This is a genomic window from Clostridium kluyveri DSM 555 (assembly GCF_000016505.1).
GTDB lineage: Bacteria > Bacillota > Clostridia > Clostridiales > Clostridiaceae > Clostridium_B > Clostridium_B kluyveri.
Genome location: NC_009706.1, coordinates 1,195,711 through 1,208,142 on the forward strand (window position 1 = coordinate 1,195,711; position 12,432 = coordinate 1,208,142).

Below are 12,432 nucleotides of genomic sequence, written 5' to 3' on the forward strand. Positions count from 1 at the left end.
TTATTATATGTTTTTAATTGTCACAAATTATTTTTTTTTTTGTATATTTAAGGTAGATTGTAGTATACAATTATGTTAAAATAAAGTATATTAGGTATAAAGTTTTAATTGAAAATAAAATAAGATTAAAATTTTGATGTTTATGCATAGGGTAATACCTTATATTTCCATGGAAAGGAGAAGTTTATAGTGTATATAGGAAATGTGTCAAATGATGAAGTGGCAAATGTCTTATTAAAAAAAGGATTAGATGCTGCGTCAGAAAGAAGCAAAGCTATATCCGATAATCTGGCAAATGTAAATACTGCGGGATATAAGAGAAAATATGTCACTTTTGAGGAATCTTTGAAAGATAGTGTATATAATTTAGAGCTTAAAACAGATGATGAAAAACATATTAAAATAGGAAGTAATTATGGACAAATAGAAACAAAGACGGACAGCAGCAATAGTATGAGAGAAGATGGAAATAATGTGGATATGGATACTGAAATAGTAAATCAGGCAGCTAATACGCTTATGTACAGTGCACTTGTAAATCAAATGAATAGCAGATTATCTATGGAACGTTATGTAATAAGTGGGAAATAGGGAGGAAAATTTATGATTCAGGCTTTTAACACTTTAAGAATAAGTGCCAGTGGTCTTTCAGCAGAAAGGCTTAGAATGGATACTATAGCTTCTAATATGGCTAATGTGGAAACTACTAAAGGAGCTGATGGAAATCCCTATAGGAGAAAAATAGCGGTATTTCAAGAAAATTTGCAGAAACAATTAAATAAAGCTGGAAGATATGAAAATGTATCGCAAGGAGTAAAGGCTGTGGGCATAGTTGAAGATAATTCTGAATTTAAAAGGGTATATGATCCAACTAATGCAGATGCAGATGCAGATGGATATGTGTCTATGCCAAATGTAAATATATTGAATGAAATGGCAGATATGATGGTAGCAGTTAGATCTTATGAAGCCAATTTAAGCGCCATTTCTGCAGAGAAGAGCATGTTTTCAAAAGCTCTAGATATAGGAAAGTAGGGAATATATAAATGAAAATAAATGAGTATGTACCTGATAGTAGTATATTTGATTTTGATAAAATAAGTGGAAGTAATAATGAGCAAGATAAAAATTACATATCTGATTTTGCTTCTGTGCTAAAAAATGAATTAGATGAAGTAAATAACAAACAAATAGAGGCCAATAACAGTACAGAAGAATTTATACAAGGAGATAGAGTGGATATACATAATGTTATGCTGGATACTGAGGAGGCAAAGATGTCATTAGAACTTGCAGTGCAAATTAGAAATAAATTTGTGGAGGCATATCAGGAGTTAAATAGAACACAGATTTAGAAGGAGTGCTAATTAATGGGTAAGCTATCACAAATTTTCAAAAATTTAATAGATAAATTCAAGAAACTGAGCAAGAATAAAAAGATAGCTTTTGGAGTGATAACAGCAGGAATTATAGCAGCCATTGTGTTTGCAGCAATATCACTTGGAAAAACAAAATATGCAGTTTTATTTTCTAATATGGATTCTAAGGATTTATCTTCTGTTTATAAACAGCTTCAGGAAGATAAAGTGGATGTGAAAGTGGAAGGAAACTCTATTTTAGTTCCTGAAGGTGAAGTAGATGCAACTAGGATGAAAGTACTTTCAGAAGTTGAAATTACTAATGGTAGTGAGGGATTTGAACTATTAGATCAGAGCAAGTTGGGTAGTACGGATACAGAAATTAAAATAAATTATCAAAGGGCTCTTCAGGGAGAATTGGAAAGAACAATAAAATCGCTTCCAGAAGTAGAAAATGCAAGAGTACATCTTGTGCTACCTGATGATACTGAATTTGTGAAGGATACAAGTCCAGGAAGCGCATCTGTAACTTTGAAATTAAAAGAAGGAGAGGAATTAAGCAAAGAACAAGTAAAGGCGTTGGTTTCTTTAGTGTCTGGTGCTGTTAAAAATGTACCTAAAGAAAATGTACAGGTTATAGATGATAATATGACTTTACTGTCTAAAGATTTATTTGAGGACGAAGCTAATAGTGAAGATAGTACCATTCCGGCTGAAAAACAACAACAGCTTAAGGAGCAATATGAGAAGAATCTGGAGAAGAACCTATTGAGCATGCTGGAAGCTGTGTATGGAAAGGATAAAGTTCAAGTTAAAGTTAATGCGGATTTGGATTTTGATGCCGTACAACAGAATTCCACAACTTATGATAATAATAGTGTTGTAGTAAGTGAGCATACAATAAATGAGACAAATCAGGGGGATACAACCAACCAAACTGGAAGTCCTGTAGATAACAACATGAGTAATACAATCACAAATAATACTACGGGAGGAAATTCAACCTATAATGAGACTACAAGAAATTATAATGTACCTAAGGTAGAACAAAAAACCGTAAAAGCTCCGGGAAGTGTAAAAAGACTTACAGCATCAGTAGCTCTGGATGGAGATGTGGATGATGCCACTACAACAGCTATAAGAAATTTAGCGGTTTCAGCCATAGGATATGATGGTAACAGAGGGGATACCATAAGTGTAGAAGGGCTACCTTTTGATACCACGGCTAAAGATAATGCCCAAAAAGATATGGAAGATATGGAACAGGCAGAACAGGCAGCAAAAAGAAATAGACTATTTGCAGTTATAGGAGGTATTGCAGCAGCAATAATTGCTACAATAATTGGAGTTATAATATGGAGAAGAAGGCATGCAGAGGATGAATTACTTGAAGATGAGCTTAGACCGGGAGGTATAGATGTAGTTATAGGTGATGAAGATACTAAAGCTAGTGAAAAGATTAAATTTAAGCCTTTGGAACTTGAACAGGACACAGAAGATGTTCATATTGAAAGAGAAATAAAGAAATATGCAAAGGATAAACCTGATCAAGTGGCAGATATAATAAAATCGTGGTTAGCTGAAGATGAGAGGTGATAAAAATGGCTAAGGACAATCAAAAGTTAACTGGTGTACAAAAAGCAGCCATATTGTTTATAACTCTTGGACCGGAAGCTGCTGCAGGAATATTGAAAAGATTGCCAGAGGCTGAAATACAAAAGATAACTTATGAGATAGCTAATATCAACTCAGTAAAGTCAGAGCAGAAGAAGGAAATACTTCAGGAATTTATGGAGATGAATAGAGCTCAGGATTATTTGTTGGAAGGTGGAGTAGATTACGCCAGGAATCTTTTATCTAAAGCCCTTGGAACACAAAGAGCTATGGAAATATTAGATAAAGTTATAGAGGCCACCCAGCAATTTAGGCCTTTTGCCATAGCACGAAAGGCAGATGCCCAGCAGCTTTTAAATATAATAGGTGATGAACATCCACAGACTATAGCACTTATACTTTGTTATCTTCAGGCAGATAAATCCGGTCAGATACTATCTGCACTTCCTGAAAGTATGCAGGCTGAAGTTGCATATAGAATAGCTACAATGAGCAATACATCACATATGGTAGTAAAAGAAATAGAAAAAGTGCTGGATAACAAACTCTCCTCTGTGGTTAAATCAGATATAAAAGTAATTGGTGGGGTAGAGACAATTGTAGATATACTAAATCAAGTGGATAGAACTACAGAAAAAAATATTACGGAAGGTCTTGAAAAACAAGATGCGGAACTGGCAGAAAAGATCAAAGAATCCATGTTTGTATTTGAGGATATTATCACTCTTGATGATGTATCTATTCAGAGAGTACTCAGGGAAGTGGATACAAAAGAACTTTCACTGGCTCTTAAAGGATGCTCAGAAGAGGTATCAGAAACTATATTTAGGAATCAATCCAAGAGAGCTGCTGCAGCATTGAAAGAGGACATAGAGTTCTTAGGACCTGTTAGGCTTATGGATGTAGAAAAGGCACAGCAGAGAATTGTAAATATTATAAGAAGATTGGATGAAGCAGGGGAAATAGTTCTTGCAAGAGGAGGAGAGGATGCAATCATCGTATAAAATTATAAAAGGTGACAGCATAAGTGGAAAAGGTGCTAAAAATATAGTTACAGTGTTTGAAAAGAATATTATTGAAGAAGAAAATAAAGATAACTCAATTATAAATAGTTATTCCAAAATAGTGAAATCCATGATAGAAGATGCACAGAGAAAAAGGGAAGAAATACTTTCTAAAGCCTACGAAGAAGCGGGAAAAATTGAAGAGGAAGCTTATAAGAAAGCAAATGAAAAAGGATATAAAGAGGGATATGAAAAAGGATATGAGGATGGTTCTAAAAAGGCTTATGAAGAAGGATATGCTAAAAATATAGAAAAGGCCAGGGTTGAGGGAGAAGAGATAATAAGTAAAGCAGATTCTATTTTAAAAGCTTCTGTGGAGGAAAAGAATAGATATTTAAAGGAAAAGGAAGAAGAAATTAAAAGATTTATAGTAGATTCAATAGAAAGCATTTTGAGACAGGAAATTAAAGATGAGGATAGCCTAAACACTATGGTATTTAATGAACTCTCACAGGTAAGAAATATTGAAACTTTTATAATAAAAAGTAGAAAAAAATATTGTGACCAGTTTAAAAATCAGGTGGATATATGGAGAGAAAGGCTGCCTTTTAAAGGAGATATTTTTATAATACCTGATGAAACTTTAGAAGAGGGTACTGTAGTTATAGAAAAAAATAATGGAAAAAGTATTTTTTCTGTAGATATAGCCCTAGAAAAAATAAAGGAAATATTTAAAAGTGTAGAATAACAGAAGTATTTAGTTTAAGGTGATGGTTACATGATAAATTTAAATTTTTCTGAATTAAATAGGAAAGTAAAAGTTGCCAATTTTACCTACCAGGAAGGTATCGTGAAAAAAGTAATAGGATTAACCATAGAAGTGGAAGGGATAAAAGCTTTTGTGGGAGAGGTATGCAATGTATATAGTGAAGAAAATGGAAATATAGCTTGTGAAGTAGTTGGGTTTAAAGAAAAAGATGTAATATTAATGCCACTTGGAGAACTTATTGGAATTTCACCAGGGTGTAGAGTTGTACCTGGCAGGAGACCCTTAAGTGTAAAATGCTCAGAAGAATTATTTGGCAAGGTTCTAGATGGCCTTGGCAATCCTCTGGGTGAAGATGAAATTTCATCCGGGGTTTTATATGAATTGGATGCAGAACCACCAGATCCATTAAAGAGAAAAAGAATTAAACAAGTGATTTCTACGGGAATACGGGCTATAGATGGGTTCTTGACCTGTGGAGAGGGACAGAGAATTGGTATATTTGCAGGAAGTGGAGTAGGAAAAAGTACAACCCTTGGCATGATAGCCAGGTATGCAGAGGCAGATGTAAATGTAATAGCACTTATAGGGGAAAGAGGAAGAGAAGTCAGGGATTTTATAGAAAAGGATCTGGGAGAGGAAGGATTAAAAAAATCCATTATAGTATGTGCTACTTCAGATAAACCGGCTTTAGTCAGATTGAAAGGAGCTTTTACCGCTACGGCTATTGCAGAGTACTTTAGGGACAAAGGCAAAAAAGTTATACTTATGATGGATTCAGTTACCAGGTTTGCTATGGCTCAGAGAGAAATTGGACTTGCAGTAGGAGAACCCCCTGCAACTAAAGGATATACTCCTTCTGTATTTGCAAAACTCCCCAGGCTTATGGAAAGATCTGGCATGTCTGATAAAGGTTCTATTACTGCCTTTTATACAGTTCTTGTGGATGGAGATGATTTAAATGAACCTATTGCAGATGCTGTTAGGGGTATATTGGATGGACATATAGTATTATCCCGTTCTCTGGCTAATAAAAACCACTATCCAGCTATAGACGTACTATCTAGCATTAGCAGACTTATGTCGGAAATAACTGAAAAATCCCATAAAAAAAGTGCTTCTTTTGCAAGGGATATGCTATCTGTATATAAGAATTCTGAAGATTTGATAAATATAGGAGCTTACATTAGAGGAAATAATCCTAATATTGATATGGCAATAAATTATTATGACGGTATAATAAATTATTTAAAACAGAATATGGATGAATATTCTTCCTTTGATAATAGCATAAACAGACTAATAGGTATGTTCAATTTAGGAAGTAATTAGAAAGCATTGTATTGTTGCCTATATAAGGAGGAGATAACTTGAAGGCATATAAGTTTAGGCTTCAAAAGCTTCTAGATATGAGAGTGGATAAAGAAGAGGAATGTAAAATTGAATTCCAAAGGGCTCAAAATGAAAGCTTTAGAACAAAAGAAAAACTCATGGAGATGAAAGAAAATTACAGAAAGTATAATAATTTTTCGGGGTCCAGTTCTGTTATAGAACAAAAGATAAGACATATTTATATAAATAACTTAAGTTACAATATAGGTGAAACTGTTGAAGAGTTAAATCAAAAAGAAAAAGTTGTAGAAAGTAAAAGGGAAGAGTTGAAGCAGCGCCAAATTGATAGAAAAACTGTAGAAGTATTAAAGGACAAGTACATAGATGATTTTAGAAGAGAACAAAATAGAATTGAACAAAATTTAAATGATGAATTTGCCCTTTATGGGTTTATTAGAAATGTTAAAGCTAGATAAATAATTATTGAGTTGAGATAAAATAGTCGTTGAAAGGAGGTGAAAGATAAATGATAGATTTAAATAGTATACAATTAAATAATACTGTTTCCAGTACTAAAGTTAATAATAGTAGTAAAACTTCTAAAGATACTTCCAATGATTTCAGTATCCTATTAAAAACTTCTTCAGATAATTCAGATAATAATACAGTAAAAAATAAAGACACGTCCGTAGATAGAGTAAAAAATGAAACTTTAAAAGATAATGATGGAGATAAAACCTCTGTTTATAAAAATTCAAGTGACAAAAAAGTTGAATTGAATGAAAAAGTGAAAAGTGAGTTAAAGAAAGCTGGTTTTAGTGAAGAAGATATAGAAAATTTGGAGGAGGATTTATCCCAGGGAAACATAAGCCAGAATGCTTTGATGTATTTAATAAATATATTGTTTAAAAGTGAGAGCAATTCAATAGATAATTTGAATCTTCAGGGGAATAATGATGAATTTATAGAACAGATAAGTAATAAAATAGTGGATGAAGTTTTACAGAATTTAAACTATATTTCATCAGCTGACAAAGAACAAAATGTAGCTGTTGTAAGCAGTGATGTGATATCCAAAGTTATCAAGGAAAATGTAACTGATCTATCTAATATTTTAGAGCAATTTGGAACATCACAGGAGTTTAATGATAAACTTATAGAAAAATTAAATAGCAGCATTTCAGCCAGATTATCTCAGGAAGGAAGCATATATGACAAGGTTAAAAGTGAAATTAACACTGCATTGAAAAAAGAGCTGAGTTTAAGTACACCTCAAGAAGAAAATATTAGTAATTTATCTGTATTAAAGCTGCAAAGTCAATATGACTCCAGTAAAATGGATGCAGATAACACTGTTTTGCCTACATCATCACAAGGAGTATCCAATAATAACTCTGGTGATTCCGAGGAGAAAAATGCACAGTCATCTATGGGAAATGGTACAGCTAAAAGTGAAGAGGGTATATTGCAGAAAATTATAGATGCTGGATCTTCAGAAGATAAAATTTCTAAAGTTACTAATTTCATGACTCATTTAAAAAATGTGGATACAAACAATTCTGTACAGAATTTAGGGGAAATGGTTATAAATAAAAACTCTTTTGATTCAGATATAATAAAAACTTTCAAGTACATGGACATAAATAATGTTAAAGAGTTAACTGTTAAGATAAATCCTAAGGAATTAGGGGAAATTACTATAAACCTTACTATGCAGGAAGGAAAATTAAAGGCAGTTTTAACGGCTTCAAATAAAGAAGCATATAATCTTTTAAATGCTAACTTACAGGATTTATCTAATAAAATTCAGACTAATGATATAAAGATTCAGGGATTATCTTTAAATATATATAATGAAGATGCTACTTTTTTTAGAGACGAAAGTGGAAAAGACCAGCAGCAGGGCAGCAGCCAACAAAATAAAAATTCAACTTTAAATAATATTGTGGAAGATGAGCAAGGTACTCAAAGTGACTATTATTACAACAATAATGTAAATATACTGGCATAGGTTAAAAGTGAGATGAAGGAGGCAAATTATGTCAATAACACTGGATAATATGTTAAATCAGAGTTATAATCAAGCCTTTAGGACATTAGCGGCCAATACAAGTATTCAAGAGACATCAGATGAAAATAATACATCTGATGATACCCCAAAATATTATCCCATTTCATCTGATAAAAGTTCAGACACTACGGAAAATGGAACTAAAATAGTGAAAAAGAATACCGGATATGACATGGATTTAAATATGTTTTTAAAAATACTCTGTGCAGAACTTGAAAATCAAGATCCTACAGATAGTAGTTCACAAGGTTCAACGGAGTATATAAGCCAGTTGGCACAGTTTTCTGCTCTTCAGCAAATGATGAACTTGAATAATACAAACAAAGTTACTACAGCAAATTCGCTTGTAAATAAATATGTAACTTTAAGCGATAGGGATTCTGAAGGAAACTACATTACAGGTAAGGTAGTTGGAGTGGTGAAAGATGGAGATGACGTTGAACTTAAGTTAATAACAGGTATAATCACAGATTCTGATGGTAATACCTCTTATAAAACTGAGAATTACAACATAGATGATCTGCTTCAAGTGGATGATTCGGAGGCATATAATACAACTACCACTGATATGATGCTTTTAAGTGCCACCTCTCTTATAGGTAAGAAAGTTGAAACAAGCCAAAAGGATAGTAGTGGAAACTATTATAGTGGGACTGTGCAGTCTGTGTCTCGGGGGACGGATGGTATAACTGTAAAAGTAAAAGTTTCTGAAAGTGAAACTAAAGATTTTTATTTTGATGAGATTTCAAAGGTGGAAGATTCATAGAAATCAGGTGTCAGATCTATGGCATATAATGTTATCAATGGTAAACTGCAACATGGAAAATATAAATTCTGTCATAAACAGGTCAAAGAATAAAGAGTGTATTTACCAATATATACAGTATGGTAATAGTGTATATAGGATTAAAAGGCTGGACCTCAGGGAGGACGGATTCTGTGGAGAGAGTGAAACAGAACAAATTTATTAAATTATTTGAAATTGGAGGAAAATAGATATGCTGCCATCGATGTATTCAGGGATTAGCGGTCTTAGGGCTAATCAGCAAAAATTAAATGTAATTGGAAATAACATAGCTAATTCATCAACCACTGCATATAAGACTCAAAGTATGAATTTTCAGGATATGATAAGTCAAAATCTTTCGGATCCAAGTGCACCAAGTACTAGCATAGGAGGAGTTAATGGAAAACAAAGTGGCCTTGGAGTGCAAGTAGCAGGTATAAGTACAGATTTTACCACAGGAAGTATGGGTACTACAAATAGAAATTTAGATTTTGCAATAGATGGAACAGGATATTTTGTAGTAGGCACAGGTAAGTTGGGAGAGACTTCGGATGATACAGGAATTTCAATTGATGAAGATAATAATATACTGGGTGGGGGAGACAATGAAGTAGAAAATACCATAGAGGCTCATTATAGCAGGGATGGATCCTTTTATTTAGATACCCAGGGCAATCTGATAAACCAGAATGGATATAGGGTTATGGGTTATCTGGTAACAGATGAAAATAACACTTCTACCATAACCTATCTGCAAAATGATACAGAGGATACATTTCAAAATGCCGTACAGTTTGTAGATGCCAACGGTACTGTAACTTCAGTTACGGATAAATTGGTACCACTATCTATTCCAAATTATATAACTAAGGATGATCAATTAGTAAAGGTTAAATCTTTTTCTGTAGGTAAAGATGGAATTATAACGGCACAACTTACAGATTCAACTACAGCTGTTTTAGGCCAGATAGCTATGGTATCCTTTCAAAATGAAGGAGGACTCGTAAAAGAAGGAGGAAATCTTTATACTACATCCTCAAATTCAGGACAGCCTATAGTAATGAGCGGAAAAGGCGCTGAAAATGATAATAGTGCAGGTTATGGTAAAATAACTCAGGGATTTCTTGAAATGTCAAATGTGGATCTGGCACAGCAGTTTACAGATATGATAGTAGCTACCAGGGCTTTTCAGGCAAATGGTAAAATGATAACTAATGGAGATACTATACTGGAGGATTTAATAAACTTAAAAAGATAGCAAATAGTTTTTAGTTTAAAATATGTTGACTTTAAGATAAATAATTATTTATCTTATATGTCAATATATTTTAAAAACTGAGTTTCTATAGCTTAGTAATTACTTTACTTGAAATATACATATATTTGAGTTTATAATAAATTACATATTTTCATGATTTTGTTTATAAATTTTACATTGAATACTAGGTAGGAGGATGTTAAAATTTATAAGGGCTTTGAAAAATATTGATATATTTTAAGGAGGCATTTTATGATAAAACTTACAGGATTAGATGAAAAAGAATTTGTTATAAATTCAGATCATATAGAGAAATTAATAGAAATTCCACAAAGTGTAATTACTCTTGTAAATGGAAATAAATATATAGTTAAAGAATCCAATGATGAGATAATTGAAAAAATTATAGAATACAAGAGAAAAATATATATTTAGTCAATATGAAAGATTAATTTACAATTTTGCATAATATTTTGAAAGGAGAAAACACAGTGGAAAATAAAGAGAAAAAAAAGGGTGGCGTGGGCTTAAAAGTAATTTTAATAGTGTTTTTTCTTGTGGCAGCAGTTGGAGCTGGGGTGTTTTTTGGATATAGTAAATTTTTAAGTGATAAAAATACGGATTCTAATGAAAATATGACTACTTCAAATGTAACCCAAGCCCAAACACAGACTCAAAGTGGAGAAAATTCAAGTTATCTGCAGCATGTAGTTTCGGCTAAAACCTTTGATTTGAGTGAATTTACCATAAATTTAGCAGATGAAGGTGGAAAAAATTATTTAAAGGTAAATGTATATCTTGGTTATGACAGTAAAAAATTAACTGATGAATTAACAGAAAAAACTCCAATTATAAGGGATGCTATTATAGAAGTTCTAAGGACTAAAAAGGTAGAAGACATAAATGACAAAAATATGGATAATATAAAAATAGAAATTATTCAAAGAATAAATCCAATGCTGGAAAAAGGAAAAATAAATAATGTATATTTCAGTGACATATTGACACAGTAGTATATATGGATAGTTTTTTATAATTTGACTTAATATGGAGAAATTTATATGGATCTTGAATTATGGTGGATGATTTTTAAAATAATTATATCTTTAGGTTTCATACTCTGTCTTATATATATATCAGTAAAATATGGTGGAGGTAAACTTCAAAGTATTCAAAATGGCAGATATATAAAAGTAGTTGAGAGAACTCAGATTTCAAAGGAGAACAGTTTGCTAATAGTGAAAATTGGAGATAAGGCGTATGTGATTTCATCCACTAATAGTAGGGTTGAAATAATATACGAATTAAATGAAACAGAAATATCAGACATGGAAAAAAAGAGAAATGTATATGAATATAAGAATTTAAAAGACTTATATAATAAAATGGAATTAAAAAATATTTTAAGGAAAACTAATGAGAATATTTTAGTTAAAAAACTTAAGGGTAAAAAGGAAGATAAAGATGAAAGGTAAATTCCACACAAATAGTATAATTATTTCAGTTTTAGTGGTATATTTTATTATTTTCACAGTTCATACAGTTCACGGCGCACCTACGGATTTTCCTATACCTAATATAGATATCTCTGTAGACAATGCTTCCACACCTCAGCAGTATGTCGGTAATATAAAGTTACTTATAATGCTTACAATACTTACACTGCTTCCATCTATTATAATGATGATGACAAGTTTTGTAAGAATTGTAGTGGTTTTTGGATTCTTGAGAACTGCCATGGGAACTCAACAGTCTCCTCCTAATCAGGTATTAGTTGGACTTGCTCTTTTCCTTACAGTATTCATTATGTTACCTGTTTATGGAAAAATAAATTCTGAGGCCATACAACCCTATCTGCAAAATGGTATAACTCAAGAACAGGCTGTAGAAAGGGGAGCCAAGCCCCTTAGAGAATTTATGTTAAAGCAGACAAGACAAAAGGATCTTAAATTGTTTGTGGATGAAGCTAAATTAAATTATGAGGTTACAAAAGACAATGCACCTCTTTATGTGGTGATTCCTGCGTACATAATAAGTGAATTAAAAACTGCCTTTCAAATCGGATTTTTGCTTTACATACCTTTTATGATAATAGATCTGGTGGTAGGAAGTGTGCTTATGTCTATGGGAATGTTTATGCTTCCGCCGGTTATGATATCACTTCCATTTAAGCTTCTTTTATTTGTAATGACAGATGGATGGTATTTATTGGTAAAATCTTTAATTATAAGTTTTTCATGAG

The 12,432-nt window shown here is 32.2% G+C and carries 15 protein-coding genes; all 15 read left to right on the top strand.

Features of this window, described 5'->3' with window-relative positions; all coding sequences use genetic code 11:
* The first annotated feature begins 189 nt into the window (after positions 1–189).
* The 15 genes from flgB to fliP all read left to right on the top strand — a co-directional run bounded on the left by flgB (position 190) and on the right by fliP (position 12,431).
* Complete coding sequence (gene flgB, locus CKL_RS05655; RefSeq protein ID WP_012101529.1) at positions 190–591, top strand: flagellar basal body rod protein FlgB; 402 nt, start codon at positions 190–192, stop codon at positions 589–591.
* Positions 592–603: 12 nt separating this feature from the next.
* Positions 604–1,035, top strand: coding sequence for a flagellar basal body rod protein FlgC (flgC, locus tag CKL_RS05660; protein WP_012101530.1), 432 nt, complete (start codon positions 604–606; stop codon positions 1,033–1,035).
* Positions 1,036–1,046: 11 nt separating this feature from the next.
* On the top strand, positions 1,047–1,355 hold the full coding sequence (fliE, locus tag CKL_RS05665; protein WP_012101531.1) for a flagellar hook-basal body complex protein FliE: 309 nt from the start codon (positions 1,047–1,049) through the stop codon (positions 1,353–1,355).
* A 15-nt stretch (positions 1,356–1,370) separates the two neighbouring features.
* The gene (fliF, locus tag CKL_RS05670; RefSeq protein ID WP_012101532.1) at positions 1,371–2,954 is read left to right on the top strand and encodes a flagellar basal-body MS-ring/collar protein FliF; all 1,584 of its coding nucleotides are present in this window, start codon (positions 1,371–1,373) and stop codon (positions 2,952–2,954) included.
* 5 nt (positions 2,955–2,959) lie between these two features.
* Positions 2,960–3,976 (top strand): flagellar motor switch protein FliG, encoded by a 1,017-nt coding sequence (fliG, locus tag CKL_RS05675; protein ID WP_012101533.1) that lies wholly within the window; start codon positions 2,960–2,962, stop codon positions 3,974–3,976.
* Positions 3,960–4,724, top strand: a complete 765-nt coding sequence (locus tag CKL_RS05680) for a FliH/SctL family protein (RefSeq protein ID WP_012101534.1) — start codon at positions 3,960–3,962, stop codon at positions 4,722–4,724. The genes fliG and CKL_RS05680 overlap by 17 nt, the downstream gene beginning before the upstream one ends.
* 30 nt (positions 4,725–4,754) lie before the next feature.
* A complete protein-coding gene (gene fliI, locus CKL_RS05685) occupies positions 4,755–6,074 on the top strand; it encodes a flagellar protein export ATPase FliI (RefSeq protein ID WP_012101535.1) in 1,320 nt (439 codons plus the stop codon).
* Positions 6,075–6,112: 38 nt separating this feature from the next.
* Positions 6,113–6,550, top strand: a complete 438-nt coding sequence (gene fliJ / locus CKL_RS05690; RefSeq protein ID WP_012101537.1) for a flagellar export protein FliJ — start codon at positions 6,113–6,115, stop codon at positions 6,548–6,550.
* Between the two features lie 50 nt (positions 6,551–6,600).
* Positions 6,601–8,085, top strand: coding sequence for a flagellar hook-length control protein FliK (locus CKL_RS05695; RefSeq protein WP_012101539.1), 1,485 nt, complete (start codon positions 6,601–6,603; stop codon positions 8,083–8,085).
* A 28-nt stretch (positions 8,086–8,113) separates the two neighbouring features.
* Positions 8,114–8,911 carry a flagellar hook capping FlgD N-terminal domain-containing protein gene (locus tag CKL_RS05700; RefSeq protein ID WP_012101540.1) on the top strand — a complete coding sequence of 266 codons (798 nt, stop codon included), beginning with the start codon at positions 8,114–8,116 and terminating at the stop codon, positions 8,909–8,911.
* 232 nt (positions 8,912–9,143) lie between these two features.
* The gene (locus CKL_RS05705; protein ID WP_012101541.1) at positions 9,144–10,190 is read left to right on the top strand and encodes a flagellar hook-basal body complex protein; all 1,047 of its coding nucleotides are present in this window, start codon (positions 9,144–9,146) and stop codon (positions 10,188–10,190) included.
* Positions 10,191–10,442: 252 nt separating this feature from the next.
* The gene (locus CKL_RS05710) at positions 10,443–10,625 is read left to right on the top strand and encodes a flagellar FlbD family protein (protein WP_012101542.1); all 183 of its coding nucleotides are present in this window, start codon (positions 10,443–10,445) and stop codon (positions 10,623–10,625) included.
* 56 nt (positions 10,626–10,681) lie between these two features.
* Positions 10,682–11,203, top strand: a complete 522-nt coding sequence (locus CKL_RS05715) for a flagellar basal body-associated FliL family protein (RefSeq protein ID WP_012101543.1) — start codon at positions 10,682–10,684, stop codon at positions 11,201–11,203.
* A gap of 48 nt (positions 11,204–11,251) precedes the next feature.
* Positions 11,252–11,665, top strand: coding sequence for a flagellar biosynthetic protein FliO (gene fliO / locus CKL_RS05720; RefSeq protein ID WP_012101544.1), 414 nt, complete (start codon positions 11,252–11,254; stop codon positions 11,663–11,665).
* Positions 11,655–12,431, top strand: coding sequence for a flagellar type III secretion system pore protein FliP (fliP, locus tag CKL_RS05725; protein WP_012101545.1), 777 nt, complete (start codon positions 11,655–11,657; stop codon positions 12,429–12,431). Before fliO ends, fliP begins: the two co-directional genes overlap by 11 nt.
* Position 12,432 lies beyond the last annotated feature (1 nt).